This window comes from Actinomadura rudentiformis (assembly GCF_008923185.1).
In the GTDB taxonomy this organism is placed as follows: Bacteria; Actinomycetota; Actinomycetes; order Streptosporangiales; family Streptosporangiaceae; genus Spirillospora; species Spirillospora rudentiformis.
Map to the genome: position 1 here is coordinate 19,373 of NZ_WBMT01000024.1, position 18,209 is coordinate 37,581.

The following is an 18,209-nucleotide window of genomic DNA, read 5'->3' on the forward strand; positions in this document are numbered from 1 at the left end:
GTAACAATCCCGTAACAGGGCCTTCACCTGGGGACAAGATTTGACCGAGGGCATACGTGCACGTGGTGAGGGAGTCGCCGGGGCGGTGGTGACGGCGCTCTACGGACGGCGCCCGACGTGGCAAATGTTCCTCACGCCAACATTCGAGACGTGATCATGCAGCTCCTCCGGAGTGTGCCGGGCCCCTGCATGACCACGCCTTGTCAGTCGGCGGACAGCACCCGCGCGATCCGATCGGCCGCGCCGGGCATGTCGCCGGTGGCCGCGATGCGCTCCGCCCACGACCACCAGTACCACCAGCCGTCCGCCCCCCGCTCCGCGAGGATGTTCTCCGTGAGCACGGAGGCGTCCGGGTTCATCACGTGCAAGCTGGGCGCCTGGCCGCGGGGCACGTTGATGCGTACCCGGAACCCGCGTCTGACCAGTTCGTCGCCGAGCTCTTCCAGATATTCGATCCGCGTCTTCACCGACGCGGCGGTTCCCGTGTCGTCAGGCGTCATCCTCGACTCCAAGTGGACTCCGCATGGCCCGACGGAGATTCACCCTTCCGTGTCGCCGCCGCATCTGCAAGGACTGCGAGGTCAGCGCCACGGCGCGTCACCATGAGGTGGCCCTGGCCGCGAGGACCGGAATGCCGCCAGGATCCGGGATATCTTTCGCGTAGCAGCCAGATGGGGCAGGACGGGGGGACATGACGGTGAGCGCCGGGTCGAACAGCGCCGAGTCGAACAGCGGGTGGACCCGCCCTGATACGCCGCTGCCACCGAAGCCGGGCACGGCGCCGAGCGGCCAGCCTGCCGCTGGAGCTGCTCCCGGACCTGCCGCAGAGCCTGCCGCGGGGCCGAATCCGACTCCCGCCCTGCCGATGCCGCTGCCCCCTTCCGGCGAGCAGGCACTCCCCTCCGTCCCGCCGGGGTCGTCCGGGCAGAACTGGCACCGCTTCCACTACCCCGTCGGCGCGTTCCTTGTCGCGTACGGCATCACCGGACTGGCGGGCGCGGCGATCGGCTGGGGGGAACGGCGCGACGAGGTGGCCGGATACCTGGGCGCCGGCGTGGCGACCCCCCTGCTCGCGGTGGTCAAGGTGATCGAGGCGCTGCTCCTCCTCATCGCCGTGGCCGGGCTGGTGCGGCGCAGGGATGTCTGGTTCCTGCCCGCGATCACCGGCTGGATCGCGGGCTTCGGCATCTTCTGCGTGCTGGACGTCGTGAAGGGCAAGTGGGCCGCGTTCCTGGAGCACGGCGCCTACCTGCTGCTCTTCTTGGTCTTGCTCGTTCTCACGTACGGGCTCAGCGTCAAGGCGCGCGTGGGCGACCGGAGGCAGCCGGCCCCGGCCGAGGCGGTGCCGCCGCCATCCAGTGGCCCGCCAGGGAGCACCCCCGCTCCCAGGCCGGGCGGGCTGACGCGCACCCAGGAGCTGGCGCTCGCCGCAATCAACCGCTGGCAGCGCGGCGCTCCGCCTCCGCCCCCGCCCCCGCGGCCTCCGGACGCTCCGCAGGGACCTACGGGATAACAACGATCTTGGCGTGCTCCTCCGGGCGGGCCAGGTCCTCGAACGCGGCGGCCACGCCTTCGAGCCCGACCGTTCCGGTGATGATGGAGCCCGCGTCGATCCGGCCCTCGGCGATGTCGTGCAGCGTCGCCCCGTACTCGGCGGGGTAGGCGCCGAAGCTGCCGCGGATGTCGAGCTCCTTGCTGACGGCGACACCGGGCTCGATGCGGTCGGACTGCATGCAGACGCCGACCACCATGATCGTCGAGCCCGCCGGGGCTCCGTCGATGACCTGCTGGAGGACGCCGGGCACGCCGACGCACTCGAAGACGACGGCGCCGCGCGTGTCGGTCCCGAGGAGCACGGAGGCGATGCGTTCCACCGTGCTGGTGGGCACGCCCAGGTCGGCCCAGCGGTCGTACGGTGACGCCGTGGCGGGATCGATGAGCTCGTCGGCACCCAGGCCCTCGGCGAGCGCCCGGCGGCGGGCGGAGAAGTCCACGGCCAGCACCGGCCCGTGCCCCCTGGCCTTGAGCTGGGCGACCACGCCGAGTCCGATCGGCCCGAGCCCGAGGACGACGGCGACGTCGTCCAGGCCGATGCCGCTGCGGTTCACGGCGCGCGCCGCCACCGCGAACGGCTCGGTGAGGGCGGCGACCTCCGGGGCCAGCCCGTTCGGCACCGCCATGGTGAGGCCTTCGTTGAGGATCATGTACTCTCCGTAGCCGCCGGGGTACATCGGCGCGTACCCGATGATGCCCGCGCCCTGCGGCCCGATCCCGATCGGCGGCCCGCACACGATCGTGCCCGTCGGCAGCGTGCGCTGTGTGCCCGGCCCGTGCTCGACGAGCTCGCCCGCGAACTCGTGGCCGAACACCAGCCCGTCGCGCGGGTCATGGGGCGTGCCGCCGGAACGGCGCGCGGTCTCCATGAAGGCGTCGGGGTCGGAGAGGGCGTGCAGGTCAGAGCCGCAGATTCCGCAGCCGAGCGTCCGCACGAGCACCTGCCCCTCCTGCGGGACCGGGTCGGCCACCTCGGTCACGATCATCGATTTGCCCTTGGTCAACGCGGCGCGCATGGCGGCCTCCCAGCCTTGACGACCCCACTAAGATGCCACCGATCGCTGGCAATCCGACAGCCGGGGCAAATGACGCCAAACGATCTTGTCACTAGTTGCCATTGGGAACCGAAATACCCGATGTCAGCTTTGGGGCTCATGAGAGCCCCAAAGCTTGCGTGGTCAGCGATTCTGGCCACGTCACTGGCTGTGCCGGCGTCACTGACCGTGCCGACGTCACTGGCGGCGAACGCCGCCGCACAGACCTCCTCCGCGCCGCGGTCCGCCGCGGCGCCCGCGTGCGATCCGACCCGGACGACCCCGGTCTACCGGGGGAAGGTCCCCTCCGCCAAGGAGGTGCTCGGGATCAGCCTCGGCGAACGCCAGGTGACCGCCGCGGAATCCGACCGGTACCTGGAGACGGTCGCGGCCAAGAGCGAGCGCGTCATCTCCGGCACGCTCGCCCGGTCCGCCCAGGGCCGCCCGCTGAAGTACGCGATCGTGGGCCGGCCGGAGCTGCTGACCAAGACGGGCCTCGCCAAGGTACGGCTGGACGCCGCGCTGCTGCGCGATCCGCGTACGCCGGGCAAGGTCGCCGAGCACATCGCCGCGAACGGCGTGCCGATCCTGTGGGTGACCGGAAACGTGCACGGCGACGAGCCGAGCGGCACCGACGCCGCGCTGAAGGTGCTGCGGGACCTGAGTGACCGCTCCGACTGCGCGGCCACGAACATCCTCGACAAGTCGCTGGTCATCATCCTGCCGATGCAGAACCCCGACGGCCGCGAGCTGAACTCCCGCCAGAACGCCTACGGCTTCGACATGAACCGCGACTGGTTCGCGCGGACGCAGCCCGAGACCGACGGCAAGCTGGCGATGCTCAACAAGTACCCGCCGGTGCTCTACATCGACGCCCACGAGATGGGCGGGACGTCGTACTTCTTCCCGCCCAACGCCGACCCGATCTACCACGAGACGCCCGAAGAGGCGATCGGCTGGATCAACGACATCTACGGCGCGTCGATGGCGGCGGAGTTCACCCGGCAGGGCATCGACTTCTTCAACCGCGACGTCTACGACCTCTTCTACCAGGGCTACGGCGACACGGTCCCGACGACTGCCTTCCACGCGGCGGGCATGACGTTCGAGAAGGGCGGCGACAGCCCCTACCCCGACCGCGTCAGGGAGCAGTACCTCACGCAGTGGGTGACGCTGTCGGCGGGCGTCGCCAAGCGCCAGAAGATCCTCACCCAGTGGCACAAGATGGCGGTGGACGCCTACCAGCAGGGTGCCGCGGGCAAGCTGGAGCCCAACCAGATCTACAACCCGCCCAACAAGGTCGACCGCCAGGTGCCCGACCGTAAGGTGCGGCACTGGTTCCTGCGGGCCGACGACCCGGCCAAGCGCGCCGAGGTCCGCACGATCGTGCGCCGCCTCCAGCGCATGGGCGTGAAGGTCAGCCGGCTGACCGGCCCGCTGAGCGTGCCCGACTACAAGGCGTACGGGCGGCCCGAGGCGAAGACCACGCTGCCCGCGGGCACGTACTGGATCTCGATGGCCCAGAGCCAGAAGCACTGGATCCAGGCCATGCTGAACGAGGACTCCTACACCCCGTTCCCCTACTTCTACGACGTGACCGCGTGGAGCATGCCGCTGCTCGGCAACGTGTCCGGCGGCTCCTCCGGCGTGGAGCTGAAGCCCCGCGCGACCACGGTGCAGCCGCTCCCCGCCGAGGGCTCCGCCCGCCCGGGCAAGGCACCGAAGACCGCGATCCTGCAGCTGTCGACGACCTCCTCCGCGGCACGCCAGTCGGCCGGATGGCTGCGGCACCGGCTCGACCGCGACTGGAAGCTCAAGCACACCGTGCTCAGCCCGGCCGACGTGGCCGGCGGCAAGCTGGCGGGCGTCAAGGTCCTGCTGGTGCCGAACGGCCCGGCGGCCGCGGGATACGACGCGCTCGGCGAAGCTGGCCGCGCCGCCCTGCGCAACTGGACCAACGCCGGCGGCCGGTTCGTCGGCTGGCAGGGCGGCACGCAGCTCGCCGCCAGGCTCGGCCTGACCACCACCACGCTGACCGACCCGACCTCCGATGTGCCCGGCTCGCTGCTCCGGGTCAAGGTGAACGAGCGCAGCCCGCTTGCCAAGGGTGTCGGCGCCACCGCCTGGCAGTTCTACGCGTACGACGTGGTGATGAGGCAGCCCGACCCGGCCAAGGTCGCGGTCGCCTACCCGGCGGCCGACTCTCCTGACTGGTTCGTGTCCGGCTTCGAGCGCGGCGCGGCCGAGCTCGGCGGCACCGCGGCCGTGGTCGACGAGCCGGTGGGCCGGGGACGTGCGGTGCTGTTCGGCGGAGAGCCCAACTTCCGGGCGTTCTCCGACGGCACGGCCAAGCTGCTGCGCAACGCCATCCTCGGCGGCGACCCGGCGAACGTCCGGGCGCTGGCCGGCCCGGCACCGTGGTCGGGCCCGGCCAGGCAGGCGGCCGGCCTGCTCCAGGGCGAGTCGCCGATCCGCGTCTCGGTGAAGGCGCCCGACGCCGCCAAGGCCGCCGCGGCGCTCCGCTCGTTCGGCGCCACCTGGTCGGTGCGCCACGCGGGCGGCGTCGTCCACTACGTGGTCGACAACCCGCGGGGCCTGGACATCGCCCACCACCCGTGGGCGCGCCGTCTTCCGGCCGCCATCCGCAAGGCGGACATCACGCCCGTCGCGGTGGTCCTTCCGTAGTCCGGCCGCCATCGCCTGGATCAGCGCGAAAGAGTCAGCGCACGATCCAGGCGATGGCGGTCATCGTTCCGGGCGGGACCTCGGTGAAACCGCCGTCCCGGACGGCGACCGTGGCGTGCCGGACGCACTCGCGCCAAGGGATGTCACGGGTCAGATGAACGCGCACGTCCCCCGACAACCATGCCTCGATGTCAGGCTGTGCCGCTTGGCGCAGCAGGAGCTGCGCCGCGTGGCCGCATTGGGCGGCGGCCTTCCCGGTCGTGATGGTGATGTCCGGGTTGAGGGCGATGGCCGCGTACGGCGGCTCCGGCGGGGGCTTGGGATCCTCGTCCGGGGCCAGGTCGAGCCCGGCGACCTGAAGCTTGGCGATCTGCGGTGGCACCTCCGCCACCGGAGCGGGCACGAACGCGCGGACCTCGGCGCCGTTGACGTCCACCGTGACACCCGGAAGCGCCTGGACCTCCGGCCACCGGACACCTCGGGCACGCCGCGCGACCTTACGGATCCGGCGGGCCTCCCACTCGCGGACGGCCTCGCGCCACTCGCCCTCCGGATCCGCCGCGCGCGGATCGGTGAGCAGCTCCACGACCGCCGTCGCGGCCGCCTCGCAGACGGCCTCGTGAGAGGGCGGATCGAGCTTCTCGGCCCGGACCACCAGCTGCATGGCCCAGGGCGGATCGTCTCTCGGGTCATAGTCAGGTCGCACGCCAGGAGTATTCCATTCGCATATTCCGCGCTAATCAGTCGCCCTGACCGCGACTTTCCGGACGCGGAACTGGGTACGGCAACTCGTACCGTCCCTCGGACGTTCTGCCCTCATAAGGGGTGTGGCCCGTGGGGAGGCCTCGTCCTGGGGTGCGAGGGAAAGCGGCGGGAGACGGAGGTCGCCGGTGACCAGTAGTGCCAGTGCCTGGGGCAACTCCATCCCGGGGATCGGGACGTTCTTCGTCGGCATCGACGTGGCGCCAGGGCGATACCGGTGCGAAGAGGGCAAGGGCGGGTGGTGGGTGCGCTTCACCGGGCCGGGCGGGGGACAGCCAGTGGGCTCGTGGCCCCTGCCCGCCGGTCCGACCGAGATCGAGATCGCGCCGACGGACTTCGCCTTCGAGACGCATATCGGCACGTACTGGCGCCTCATCGGCCCGGCTCCGGAGCCGGGCCGCGGCACGTCGGCCACCGAGCTGCGACCGGTGGCCGACCCGTCGCTGCGCGCGGAGCTGGACGTGATCGTCGAACGGCAGCGGCCGCTGGCCTGGATGGCTCCGGTGACCGTGCTCGGGTTCGGCGTGATCGGCTCACCGCTGCTCGGCGAGCTCTGGCTGCTGGCGCTGGCGATGCTGGCCATCATGGTGGCCCTCGGCACCCCGTCCCTCTCGCTGGACCTCCGGCGCGCCCGTGAGCTCGAGCGCCGCCGTGACAGGTTCCTCATGCCCGAGGATCTCGACGACGAGGGCCGGGAGCTGCTGGCCCGGGTGCAGACGGCGATCACGACCGTCCAGGAGTCGGAGGTCAACCAGGAGGGGCTGCTCGACACGGTCGACAACGCCGTGACGTTGCCGCGCCAGGAGTGGGAGATCGCCCAGGTGCTGGCCAAGCAGGCCAAGCTGCGCGCCGAGCAGGCCGAATTCACCGAGACCGCGTCGTTGCCGGAGGTCGAGGCGGCGCTGCGGCCGCTGCGCGACAAGCTGCTGCTGTCGGTCGAGGCGGTGACGCGCCGGGTCGAGGCGCTGGAACGGTATGCGGACCGGACAAGGGCGGCGGACGAGGCGCTGCAGGCGCATCGCCATCTGGAGGCCATCGCCGAACGGGCCCACGAGTACGACGAGCTGCTCGCCGACACCGTGCGCGACGAGCTGGCCATCCCCTCGATCGAGCGGCTCACCGAGCAGGGCGACGAGCTCGTCCGGACGCTGCGCACGCGGCTCGCCGAGGCCGCCGCGGCGGGCGGCCTGGCCGAGGGCGGCGACGAGCTGCCACCCGCCAAGTGATCAGATCGTCCCGGTGTACATGAGGGCGAAGACCAGGTAGGGCACCAGGAACACCCAGCTCACGACGACGATGCCGTGCAGCACCTCACCCGGCTCGCGGGCCGTGCCGAGATATCGGTGATAGAGCCCGACCAGGATCGGTGCGCTCACCGCCTGCACCCAGAACATCCGTTCGGGGAAGACATGGCCGGTCGCGGCAAGCACCGCGGCGACCGCGCACGCCACCGTCCACGCGCCCAGCCCGATCCGGTACGCGGCGCGCGGGCCCAGCCGGACCGCGATGGTGGTGTAGCCGCTGGCCAGGTCGGCCTTGTAGTCGGTGATGGTGGTCGGGATGTAGAGGGCCGTCGCCACCAGCACGCCCTCGACGACCATGACCCAGGGGAAGCCGCCGAGGGGCCGCACGACCGTCCACCCGGCCAGCACGGCGAACCCGCCGACGGCGACCGCGTTGGTGGCCACGTCGAACCCCGGCCTGTCCTTGAGCCGCGGCGGCCGCACGCTGTAGAGCCAGCCGAGCACCAGGAACCCGAGTGTCACCAGGGCGAACGACAGCCGTACCGTGATGGCGACCAGCAGCGCGGCGACCGCCGTCAGATGGGCCGCCACGAGGGCCGCGCGCACCGACAGCCGCCCGCCCGCCAGCGCCGCTCCCTGCTTGCGCGGATTGCGCCGGTCGCCGTCGAGGTCGCAGGCGTCGTTGATGGCGAGCACCGCGAGCCAGACCAGCGGTCCCCAGACCACCAGCCCGGTGAGGACGGGTGTGATCTCCGGCAGGCACCGGCGTCCGGGCGGCAGGCACTCGTCCTGGCCGGCGATCAGCTGCCGGGTGGCGAGCAGATGCCCGACGTAGAACGGCACGAGCGAGACCAGCCACAACGCAGGCCGGGCGATGAGCCACAGATCGAGGAGCATCCGCGGTGCGGTGCCAGTGGACCGGACATGGGCGGCAACCGGCATGTCCGTCACCCCCAGGGGCGATCGGGGTCGGTGGAGCGAGACCGTCTCCAGGATCTATTAGACAACAAGTCATTAGACGGCACGTTCACTGACACGGGCGGGTGGGGTGGACTGCCCGCCCGACCCCCTCGTCCGCGCGGACGGCCCCGTCCGCAGCCCCCACCCGCCGTCCATCGATCGAAAGCCGCGCTCGACACCCCTCAGATCTAATGACGACGCGTCCCGCAGGAAAGTTCGAAATTCCCCCGTTCGCGCCATTCATCCCTCCCGGCCGGCTGCGCCGGCGACCCTATGATCCAGAGATGTTCCTGCTGCTCCTGACCTACAACGCCCCGACCGAGAAGGTCGACGAGGTGATGGACGAGCACCTCGCCTGGCTGGACGAGCAGTACGCGGCGGGCGTCTTCCTCGCGTCCGGCCGCAAGGTGCCGCGCACCGGCGGCGTGATCCTCGCCGCCGGGCACGACCGCGCGGCGGTCGAGGAGATCGCGACGCGCGACCCGTTCTGGCGCGAGGGCGTCGCCAGCTTCGAGCTCGTCGAGTTCACGCCGACCAGGGCCGCCCCGGAGCTGCAGGCCCTCGTTGAGCCGTCCGACTGATCGAGAAAGATGGCCGCGAACGCCAACCTTCGCCGGTCTCCTGGCGTGTGTAACGGGTGACAAGGAGGCGGAATGGCGCGATATGACGGCCTGCCCGAGTTCGTGGCGGCGCGGGGACAGGCGCTGCTGCGGTCGGCGTACCTGCTGACCGGTGACGGCCACCTCGCCGAAGACCTCGTGCAGAGCACGCTGGTCAAGGTCGCGCCCCGATGGCGGCGCGTGGCCGCGGTGGGCAATCCTGAGGCGTACGTGCGGAAGATGCTCTACCACGAGCACATCAGCTGGTGGCGGCGGCGGGGGCGGCGCAACGAGCTTCCCAGCGCGGCTCCCCCGGACGGCGAGCGGCATCCCGACTTCGCCGACGGCGCGCTCCTGTCGATGGTCCTGCAGCAGGCGCTCGCCAGGCTCACGGCCAAGCAGCGCGCCGTGATCGTGCTGCGCTTCTACGAGGACCGTTCGGAGATCGAGACCGCGGAGCTGCTGGGCTGCTCGACCGGGACGGTCAAGAGCCAGACGCACCGCGCGCTGGCGCGGCTGCGCGTCCTCGAACCCGGCCTTGCCGACCTCCTGACCGACGCCGAGACCCCGGAGGTGGCCCGATGACCTCGCGACTCCACCACGCCCTCAGCGACCTCGCCGAGCAGGCGCCGGCCCCGCGGACCGAGCTGACCGGCCATGTCATCACCCGGGCCCGCCGCCGCAGGCGCGTGCGCCTGATCGCGGTGCCCGCCGTGGCCGCCGGCGCCACCGCCGCGATCGTCGTGGGCTCGACCCTGGTAGGGGGCACCAGCACCTCCGCCCCGCCCGCCGTGACCGTGACCGTTCCGCCGAACGGCGTGTTCAACGACGGCCCGCTCCCAGGCCCGCTGCCCGCGACGGTGGTGGAGCCGATCAAGTACACCTATGCCGACGGGTGCCGGCAGGACACCGACAAGATCATGAAGCCGATCACCGGCGACTGCGCGCAGTGGCGGCTGGTCGACCGGTCCGGGCGGCAGTGGCGCTTCCCGGACGCGCCGGCGGCGACAAGGTCCAGCGCGGGGCCGGCGCCGGTGGTCAGCCCCGACGGACGACGCGTCGTGTACTACCGGACCTCGGACGAGCACTACGTGAGCCGCGAGTTGTCGTCCGGCCGGATCACCACGATCCGCCGCCGGATGCCGCTCAGAGGGCGCGCCTATGAACTGATGTTCTCGGGCGACGGGCGCCGGCTCTCCTTCTCCCCGATCCGCCCCGGGGGGACGGATCTGCTGGCGAACACTACGACGGGTGCCGTATCCGAAATGCCCCGGGGAAAGCAGGTGATCGGCCTCGGCAGGGACGGCTCCACGGTCGTGCTGACCGCAAGCAGTGGCGAGCGCAAGACCCTCACGCTGGCCGGTCCCGACGGGCAGGTGCGCGGTACGGTCCCGCTCAGTCCCCAGGCCCAGCTGAACGGCATCGGTGGGGACCTGCTTTCACCCGACGGGCGCACGCTGCTGGCCCTTCCACGTTCGGGGGTGCGGAACGAGGCGGTGCTCGTCGACATCCACACCGGCAAGCTCATCGGCAAGCCGCGGCTTCGCCTGCCGAAGGACGTCAACTTTCTCAGCGCCATCCTCGGCTGGGCGGGACCGACGAAGGTCGTCACGCGAAGCACGGTTCCCCGCAGAGAAGGGCCCCGCACGTGGAGCGAGAGGAGCGTCATCGTCGACCTCGATACCGGGAGGACCGAGACCTTCGGCACAATCAAACTGTGGGCGTACCGGTCCGGCATGGAGCTCGGCACGTTCAGCGGTTATGCCCCCTGAGCCGCGACGAGGTCGCGGACCTGAGCGGGGCCGGTGAAGACCTCGGCTGTCATCCCGGCCTCGCGGGCGGCGATCACGTTGCGCTCGGAGTCGTCGAAGAAGATGACGTCGGCGGGGGTCACGCCCAGGCGCTCGGCGCAGATCTCGTACGCGCGCGGATCGGGCTTGGCGACACCGATGTGGCAGGAGTAGGTCAGCGCGTGGAAGCGGCTCAGCCAGGCGTCGTGGCGGGCCTCGAAGCGCGGGACGAGGTCGGAGATGATGTTGGAGAGCAGGCCGAGCGTACGGCCCTGGTCGGCGAGGTCGACGACGAGGTCCACCATCTCCTCATCGACCTCGGTCCAGCTCTCCAGGTCCGCCTCGATCAGTGCGGGGACGTCGGCGAAGGTCGCGCCCAGGCGGTCGGCGACCGTCGCCCAGTACGCGAGGCTCTCCTGCCCGGCGTCGTAGTCCGGGCGGCAGGACCAGTAGGCGTCCCAGAAGGGCGCGCCGGAGATCCCGGCGAGCTGCTCCAGCCGCTGCCTGGCCGCCGGGGTCTGGGTGCGGGCGATCACTCCGTACAGGTCGAACACGATCACGTTGGACATGCCTTCGAGCGTAGGCGCCGCCCGCACCCCTTGATCACAGCGAGGTGCGGAGGCGGACGGCGGCCTTGCGGACGGTGGCAGGGTCGGCGTCGCGCAGGAGCACGTCGGCCATCATGGCGGCGATCCGGCGGAGCTCGTCCTCGCCGAAGCCGCGCCGGGTGACTTCCTGGGTGCCGATGCGCAGACCCCGGTCGGGTTCTCCTGGGGCCTGCCAGGGCAGGCCGATGGCGCTGAGGTAGATCCCGGCATCGGCAAGGCGGTCCATGGCGGCACGGCCGTCCCCGACGTCCACGGCGACGTGGTGGGAGTCGGTGAATCCGCGCGCGGCGCCGGCGACGGTGAAGCCCTCCTCGCGGAGAACGGCGGCGAGGATACGGGCGTTGGCGATGCAGCGGTCGGCGTAGGCGCCCTCGTCGGCCATGATCTCGGCGGCGGTGACGGCGAGCGGGGCGAGTCGGCCGGCGTCGTAGTTGGCGGTCAGGCCGGGGAAGACGGCGGTCGAGAGCCGCTCGGCCAGCGCGGCGTCGTCGGTGGCGATCACACCGCCGGGCGGGCCGCCGAACGACTTGTAGGTGGAGAACGTCAGGATGTCGGCGCCCTCGGCGAGAGGCCGCTGGAACCGGCCCGCGGCCACCAGGCCCGCCATGTGGGACGCGTCGTACAGCAGAGGCGTGTCTTCCACGAGCTCGGCGATCGCCGCGATGTTGTGCGGGAAGAGCAGCAGGCTCGCGCCGATGACGACCAGCCGTGGCTGCTCGCGTTCGAGGAACTCGGGCAGCGCGTCGAGATCCACGTCGAACGCGTCCGCGTCGTACGGCAGGTCCACCACGCGCAGCCCGCGTATTCCGGGCGCGCCCACCGCATGGTGGCTCGTGTGCCCGCCCGCGCGCTCGGGCAGCACCGCGATGGTGTCGCCGGGCTCGGTCAGCGCGGTGTAGACGGCGAGGTTGGCCATGGTGGCGCTGTGGCTGCGCACCTCGGCGAAGCGTGCTCCCAGGAGGCGGGCGACGAGCGTCGGGGCGAGCACCTCCAGCGTGTCCAAGTGGTCGAGCCCGGACTGGTACTTCTCCCCCGGCCAGCCCATGCTCGGGCGGCTGCTGACCAGCGAGTCGGCGACCTCCCGCGCGGCCGGGCTCATCAGGTTGGTGCCCGCGTAGAGCACGATCCCTTCCGCGTCGAACTTCCGGGCGTGGTCGCGCAGGGCCCCGCGTACGGTTTCGGACACGCCCTCGGGCGACAGATCGGTGAGTCCCGCCGCCACCTCGGCGATGCGGGACCGTGCGATCGGCGACGCCCAAGGCGCCACTTCCTTGCTCAATTCACCCTCCTCAGCACCTCTCTGGGTCAAACCGTAGAGAACCGGACGGGATGGGCGCCAGAGGAGATCTTGCCAAGGCCCTTGCGGGTCGTCAGTCTTACAGCAAGCGCTTGCTACGAACGCGTAACCTGATGTCAACACGCCAAACTGAGCAAGCGGTTGGGCGTACACGGCATAATGAGAGGGTGACGACCACGAGCACTAATTCCGGACGACCCAAAGCCCGCACCACCGGTGAGGGCGGGAACCGCCGTCGCGGCAAGGGCTCACCCGCCCTCGCCTCGGAACGGCGCGAACACCTGGTGAAGCTCGCGGCCGAACTCTTCGCCGAGAAGGGCTTCCAGGCCACGACGGTGCGCAACATCGCCGAAGAGGCGGGAATCCTCTCGGGCAGCCTGTACCACCACTTCGACTCCAAGGAGTCGATCGTCGACGAGATCCTCTCGGGCTTCTTCCAGGAGATCATGTCGGCCTACCGGGGGGTCCTCGACCAGGGCCTCGACCCACGCGAGACCATCGCCGGGCTCGTCCGCATCGCCTTCGGCACGCTGGAGCCCCACCGGGCCGCCATCACCGTGATGCAGAACGACTGGAACTACCTCAAGGGCATGGAGCGGTTCGCCTACCTCACCAAGTCCGAGGACGAGGTCGAGAAGATGTGGGTCGACACGATCAAGGACGGGCAGAAGGACGGCCTGTTCCGTGACGACATCGACCCCAAGCTCACCTACCGGATGATCCGCGACACCGTCTGGGTGGCGGTGCGCTGGTTCAAGCCGGGCGGCCGCCTCAACTCCAAGGGCCTCGCCGAGCACTACCTCAAGGTGATGTTCGACGGGATCAACACCCACTAGCGCGAGGTGGAGGTCGCGTTCGACGGGCTGGTCATTCAGCTCTGGGAGGCTCGGTCCCCGCGTAGTAGGCGGGTGACGAGGCCTGCGGCTGCCCCGGCTGCGGCGCGGCAAGGCCGGGATGAGCCGGTCCGCCCAGCGGCCCGGGTTGCGCGGCGGGGTGGCGGCGTTCGGCGGGCTCCAGGTCGGGGCGGCGGATCATGGCGAAGACGACGGCGGCGAGCAGCGCGACGAGAACCGCGATGAGCAGCGGGATGCGAAAGACCTCGTCGAGGTTCGAAACGCGCGTCGAAGCGCCGCCGCCGTAGTCGCGCGCCTCTCCGAGGAGAAGGAGCAGGATGGCGAACTGGGCGCCCATCGACTGGATCAACTCCTGGAGGCCACCCCCGAAGCCGGTCAGCCCATCGGGAGGGTCGCCGACGATCGCCACCGCCAGGGCCACGGTCAGCATGCCCATGGCGACGCCTTCCATCAGCAGGAGAAGGGCCACGACGGGATAGGGCATGTCGGCGTCCAGCATGACCATGGCGCCCAGCGCGCTGAGCGCCAGCGTGACCGGGGCCACCGCGAGCGGCCGGCGGACGCCCGCCTTCGAGATCACCAGCCCGGTGAGCGGCGCGGCGACCAGAGCGCCCACCATGGTGGGGATCAGCCGCAGGCCGAACCACTGTCCTCCTCTGGTCGCGGAGTTGACGATGTTCGCCTCGAACAGGGCTCGGTCATAGACGTAGTACGCGCCGAACACCGCGACGCCCGCCAGCACCGTGGCGGCGAGCCGCGGGGAGAACAGCGCGGGCCGGAGCGCGAGCTGGACGACGACCAGGGCGAGCAGGGACACGGCTCCGATCACCAGCCCGGCCAGGGTGCGCCAGTCCGTCCAGCCGTTGGCGTCGCCGGACCAGACTCCGAAGATGAGGCTCAGTCCGAACAGCCCCATGAGCGCGGCCCCGGGGATGTCGACGGCACGGCCGGGCCCGCTGTGCCGGGAGTCGCGGGTGCCGATCACGCCGATGAGAAACGCCAGCATCACGAACGGGAGCACCGCGAGGGAGACGATCCAGTTGCCCCCGCCGTCGAACAACGACACCACCACTGAACCGAGCACGGCCGGCATCCCGGCCACGGCGCCCCAGATGCCGATCGGGAACGCGAAGCTCCGCCCGGGGAAGGCCTCGCGCAGCAACGCGACGCCGGTGGCCGACACGGCGGCGGCGCACAACCCCATCAGCACTCTCGGCACGACGTTGAACCATCCGCCCGCGATGCCGGGAACGGCCCCGAACAACACCGTCTGCAGGACCGACGCGACGGCGAAGCCACCCAGCCCGCCCAGGAAGACCTTCTTGCGCCCGATGCTGTCGGCGACGCGCCCCATCGGGACCAGCGCCATGGCGAGGACCGCCGGGTAGCTGACCCCCAGCCAGAACCGCATGCCGGGGTCGCTGCGGAGCGGCAGCAGAGTCTGGGACCAGTACAGGCCCAGCCCGAGCGCCAAGGTGGCGAGGCTGACCGCGACGACGGTGAGCGCCGGGTTTCCGTGCGCCTGCGGGGCGGCGGCCATGGCCGGCGGAGCCGGCGAGGGCGGCGGTGGGATCGGCGGCTGGAACGGGACCTGGCCGGGCGGGGGCGAGGCGGCGATCTGGACGGGCGGCAGCGGCGGCGGTGTGATCTTGCCGGTGGCCATGCCCGCGCCCTGTTCGAGGAACGGCTCGACGGCGGTCGTCCCGGCGACCGCCGGGGCCGCGCCCTGGTGGCCGAGCAGGCTGAAGACCAGTTGCGCGGACGTCGGGCGGTACGCGGGGTTCTTGTTGAGGCAGGCGGCGACCAGCCCTGCGAGCGGTGCGGGAAGGGCTGACAGGTCGGGCTCACCATGCAGGATCCGGTGCATGACCGCCGGGATGGTGTCGCTGCCGAACGGGGTCCGCCCGGTCGCGGCGAACACCAGGGTGGCGCCCCAGGCGAACACGTCGGTGTGCGGGCCGAGCGCCGCGCCCGCCACCTGCTCGGGGGCCATGTACGCCGGGGTGCCGACGACGTGGCTGGTCATCGTCCCGGTGCCGTCCAGAGCCCGCGCGATCCCGAAGTCGATGACGCGCGGGCCGTCCGGGCCCATCAGCACGTTCGGCGGCTTGAAGTCGCGGTGCACGATCCCGGCTTGGTGGATCGCCGCGAGCGCCGTGGCGGTGCCGATCGCCAGGCGGTGCAGGTCGCCGCCGGAGCGCGGCCCGTCCTCCAGCACCAGTTGCTGGAGCGACCGCCCCTCGACGAACTCGCTGACGATGTACGGCTGGTCGCCCTCGGCGTCGGCGTCCAGCACCTGGGCGGTGCAGAACCCGGCGACCCGTTCGGCCGCCTCGATCTCGCGCACGAAACGCGAGCGGGCCGTGGGGTCGCCGCTGAGCTGCGCTCGGAGCAGCTTGACGGCGACCCGCTCGCCCTCGGGACCGCGGCCCTCGAACACCACGCCCTGGCCGCCCTCCCCCAGGCGGCCGACGAGGTCGTAGGCGCCCAGTCGTTCGGGATCGCCCGGCTTGAGCGGTTCGGCCATTGGTCCCCCGTGTACGAAGTACCTGATCTCCGATAAACGGTGACCATTTGACCACACCGCGCACCGCCTGGGTCAGCTCTCCGCGTGCGACAGCCTGGCCGGAAGCAGCCGGGCCAGCGGCTTGGGGAGCCACCAGTTGGCCTTGCCGCAGATCTCCATCAGCGCGGGCACGAGAACGAGCCGGACGATCGTCGCGTCGATCAGCACCGCGACGCCGAGGCCGAGTCCCATCTGCTTGACCGCGATGTCGGCGCCGAGCAGCACCGACAGGAAGACCATGACCATGATGGCCGCGGCGGCGGTGATGACCCGGGCGGTCCGGGCGAGCCCCTGCGCGACGGCCTCGCGCGTCTCCACGCCCTGCTCGTAGTACTCGCGGATCCGGGAGACCAGGAACACCTCATAGTCCATCGAGAGCCCGAACAGGATCGGGAACATCATCAGCGGCACCCACGTGGCGACCGGCATGTCGGTCGGGAATCCGAGCAGGCTCCCGGCCCAGCCCCACTGCACGACGGCGGTCAGCACCCCGTAGGCGGCGGCGACCGACAGGAGGTTCATGAGCGCGGCCTGCAGGGCCACGGTGACCGACCGGACCAGCACGATCAGGAGCAGCAGCGACAGGCTGACGACCACGGTGATGAGCCACGGCAGCCGGGACTGCACGCTGTCGGCGAAGTCGATCGACGCGGCGTTGGGGCCGCCCACGTGCACCTGCGTGTTCGTTCCGGCGATGGCGCGCGGCACGACCTCGTCGCGCAGCTTGTGCACCAGCTTCGGGGTCGCCTCGTCCTGCGCGCCGGTCTTCGGGAACGCGACGAACACCGACGCCGCGCCGTCCTTGCTGGCCAGCGGGGGCTGCACCGCGGCCAGGCCGGGCGTCTCCCGGACCGCGTCGGCGACCTTCCGCGCGTCGCCGCCCTGGACCACCACGACGAGCGGTGCGGCCGTGCCGGCGCCGAAGCCCTCGGACAGGATGCGGTGCGAGGCGTACCCGCTGGTGTCGTGCGGCTGCGTGCTGGAGTCCGGCAGGCTCAGGCGCATCGACAACGCCGGGGCGGCCAGCACCAGCAGCACCACGGACGCGGCGAGCCCTGCCACGACCGGGCGGCGCTGCACCGTACGCGCCCACCGCTCGGCCAGCGGGCGGCGCGCCCGGCCGAGGCCCGGCACGCGCAGCCGGTCGATGTTCCGGCCGGTGAAGCCGAGCAGCGCGGGCAGTAGCGTCACCGCGGTCACCATCGTCATCAGCACGGTCACGCCGGCGGCCACCGCCACCCCGTTCAGCAGCTTCTGCTGCATGACGAACAGCCCCATCAGCGCGATCACCACGGTGACGCCGGCGAACAGCACGGCACGGCCCGCGGTCGCGATCGCGGTGACCGTCGCGTCCTCGGGGTCACGGCCCTCGGCGAGGCCCTCGCGGTAGCGCGTCACGATGAAGAGCGCGTAGTCGATGCCGACACCGAGGCCGATCAGCGCGGCCACGATCGGGCTGAACGAGGGTGCGGGCAGCAGATGGCCCAGCAGGGAGATGAGCGCCAGGCCGCTGCCGATGCCGAAGAGGGCGGTCACGATGGGCAGCCCCATCGCCAGCACCGATCCGAACGCGACCAGCAGGATGACGATCGCGGCCAGCAGGCCCACGCCCTCGGAGCCGCCGCCCTCGGGAGTCTCGGCGATGTCGACCGCCGCGCCGCCCAGTTCTAGGCGGACCGGGCCTGAGCTCTCGCGCACGTCGTCCAGCAGCTTGGCGACCTCCTCCTTGGGCATGTCGTCGGACGGCACGTCGAGGTTGGCCGTCGCGAAGGCCGTCTTGCCGTCCCCGGAGATCTGTCCGAAGCCCTGGTACGGGGAGGACACCGACGCGACGTGCGGGGTCTTGCCGAGCCGGTCGACGGCCCGTTCGACCTCCGCCCGCACGGCGGGACTCCGCACCCCGCCCTCGGCGCGGATCGCCAGCGTGATGCTGTCGCCGCTCATCTCCGGAAAGTGGTCCTCGAGCAGCTGGGTCGCCTTGGCCGACTCCGACTCGCCGCCCGAGAAGTCGTTCAGCGGATCTGCCGCGTAACCGAAGCCCACGAACAGCACGAGGATCGTGCCGAGGACCCAGCCGAGCACGGTCAGCCGGCGGCGCCGGTAACAGAACCGCGCGAGCCGGGCCAGTGCGCCTTCGGGCGGTGAGGGGGTCGTCACAGAAATCACCTTCGAGGTGGTCGATGCTTGCCACGTGTCTTCATGGCAGAGCCTCGCGTTTCGGTGTCCTGTGGCACATCCGGCCTGCGATGACACTGA

The 18,209-nt window shown here is 71.2% G+C and carries 15 protein-coding genes; 7 read left to right on the plus strand and 8 right to left on the minus strand.

Going from position 1 to position 18,209, the window contains the following annotated elements; translation table 11 throughout:
* Nucleotides 1–203: 203 nt before the first annotated feature.
* Nucleotides 204–500, minus strand: coding sequence for a hypothetical protein (locus F8566_RS39905; RefSeq protein ID WP_151567774.1), 297 nt, complete (start codon nucleotides 498–500; stop codon nucleotides 204–206).
* A gap of 365 nt (nucleotides 501–865) precedes the next feature.
* Between F8566_RS39905 and F8566_RS39910 the strand changes: the two genes are divergently transcribed.
* Nucleotides 866–1,513, plus strand: a complete 648-nt coding sequence (locus tag F8566_RS39910) for a hypothetical protein (protein ID WP_151567776.1) — start codon at nucleotides 866–868, stop codon at nucleotides 1,511–1,513.
* On the opposite strand, the gene F8566_RS39915 is transcribed toward F8566_RS39910, so the two are convergent.
* Nucleotides 1,503–2,570 carry a zinc-binding dehydrogenase gene (locus F8566_RS39915; protein WP_151567778.1) on the minus strand — a complete coding sequence of 356 codons (1,068 nt, stop codon included), beginning with the start codon at nucleotides 2,568–2,570 and terminating at the stop codon, nucleotides 1,503–1,505. The genes F8566_RS39910 and F8566_RS39915 overlap by 11 nt on opposite strands.
* A gap of 207 nt (nucleotides 2,571–2,777) precedes the next feature.
* Between F8566_RS39915 and F8566_RS39920 the strand changes: the two genes are divergently transcribed.
* Nucleotides 2,778–5,273: a M14 family zinc carboxypeptidase gene (locus F8566_RS39920; protein ID WP_151567780.1), complete on the plus strand. Its 2,496-nt coding sequence runs from the start codon at nucleotides 2,778–2,780 to the stop codon at nucleotides 5,271–5,273.
* A gap of 34 nt (nucleotides 5,274–5,307) precedes the next feature.
* On the opposite strand, the gene F8566_RS39925 is transcribed toward F8566_RS39920, so the two are convergent.
* A complete protein-coding gene (locus F8566_RS39925) occupies nucleotides 5,308–5,979 on the minus strand; it encodes an aminoacyl-tRNA hydrolase (RefSeq protein ID WP_151567782.1) in 672 nt (223 codons plus the stop codon).
* 184 nt (nucleotides 5,980–6,163) lie between these two features.
* Between F8566_RS39925 and F8566_RS39930 the strand changes: the two genes are divergently transcribed.
* A complete protein-coding gene (locus F8566_RS39930) occupies nucleotides 6,164–7,261 on the plus strand; it encodes a hypothetical protein (protein ID WP_151567784.1) in 1,098 nt (365 codons plus the stop codon).
* Here the strand turns inward: F8566_RS39930 and F8566_RS39935 are convergent, their stop codons facing one another.
* Nucleotides 7,262–8,221, minus strand: a complete 960-nt coding sequence (locus F8566_RS39935; protein ID WP_151567786.1) for a UbiA prenyltransferase family protein — start codon at nucleotides 8,219–8,221, stop codon at nucleotides 7,262–7,264.
* Between the two features lie 302 nt (nucleotides 8,222–8,523).
* Between F8566_RS39935 and F8566_RS39940 the strand changes: the two genes are divergently transcribed.
* The 3 genes from F8566_RS39940 to F8566_RS39950 all read left to right on the plus strand — a co-directional run bounded on the left by F8566_RS39940 (nucleotide 8,524) and on the right by F8566_RS39950 (nucleotide 10,610).
* Nucleotides 8,524–8,820 carry a YciI family protein gene (locus tag F8566_RS39940; protein WP_151567788.1) on the plus strand — a complete coding sequence of 99 codons (297 nt, stop codon included), beginning with the start codon at nucleotides 8,524–8,526 and terminating at the stop codon, nucleotides 8,818–8,820.
* A gap of 72 nt (nucleotides 8,821–8,892) precedes the next feature.
* A complete protein-coding gene (locus F8566_RS39945) occupies nucleotides 8,893–9,423 on the plus strand; it encodes a SigE family RNA polymerase sigma factor (protein ID WP_151567790.1) in 531 nt (176 codons plus the stop codon).
* Nucleotides 9,420–10,610, plus strand: coding sequence for a TolB-like translocation protein (locus tag F8566_RS39950; RefSeq protein WP_151567792.1), 1,191 nt, complete (start codon nucleotides 9,420–9,422; stop codon nucleotides 10,608–10,610). The genes F8566_RS39945 and F8566_RS39950 overlap by 4 nt, the downstream gene beginning before the upstream one ends.
* Here the strand turns inward: F8566_RS39950 and F8566_RS39955 are convergent.
* Nucleotides 10,598–11,197 (minus strand): HAD family hydrolase, encoded by a 600-nt coding sequence (locus F8566_RS39955; protein ID WP_151567794.1) that lies wholly within the window; start codon nucleotides 11,195–11,197, stop codon nucleotides 10,598–10,600. The genes F8566_RS39950 and F8566_RS39955 overlap by 13 nt on opposite strands.
* Nucleotides 11,198–11,231: 34 nt before the next feature.
* The gene (locus F8566_RS39960; protein WP_151567796.1) at nucleotides 11,232–12,515 is read right to left on the minus strand and encodes a serine hydroxymethyltransferase; all 1,284 of its coding nucleotides are present in this window, start codon (nucleotides 12,513–12,515) and stop codon (nucleotides 11,232–11,234) included.
* A gap of 185 nt (nucleotides 12,516–12,700) precedes the next feature.
* Between F8566_RS39960 and F8566_RS39965 the strand changes: the two genes are divergently transcribed.
* Nucleotides 12,701–13,369: a TetR/AcrR family transcriptional regulator gene (locus F8566_RS39965; RefSeq protein WP_225993941.1), complete on the plus strand. Its 669-nt coding sequence runs from the start codon at nucleotides 12,701–12,703 to the stop codon at nucleotides 13,367–13,369.
* A 31-nt stretch (nucleotides 13,370–13,400) separates the two neighbouring features.
* On the opposite strand, the gene F8566_RS39970 is transcribed toward F8566_RS39965, so the two are convergent.
* Nucleotides 13,401–15,914 carry a bifunctional serine/threonine protein kinase/MFS transporter gene (locus tag F8566_RS39970; protein ID WP_151567800.1) on the minus strand — a complete coding sequence of 838 codons (2,514 nt, stop codon included), beginning with the start codon at nucleotides 15,912–15,914 and terminating at the stop codon, nucleotides 13,401–13,403.
* Between the two features lie 72 nt (nucleotides 15,915–15,986).
* Nucleotides 15,987–18,110, minus strand: a complete 2,124-nt coding sequence (locus F8566_RS39975; RefSeq protein WP_225993942.1) for an MMPL family transporter — start codon at nucleotides 18,108–18,110, stop codon at nucleotides 15,987–15,989.
* Between the last annotated feature and the right edge of the window lie 99 nt (nucleotides 18,111–18,209).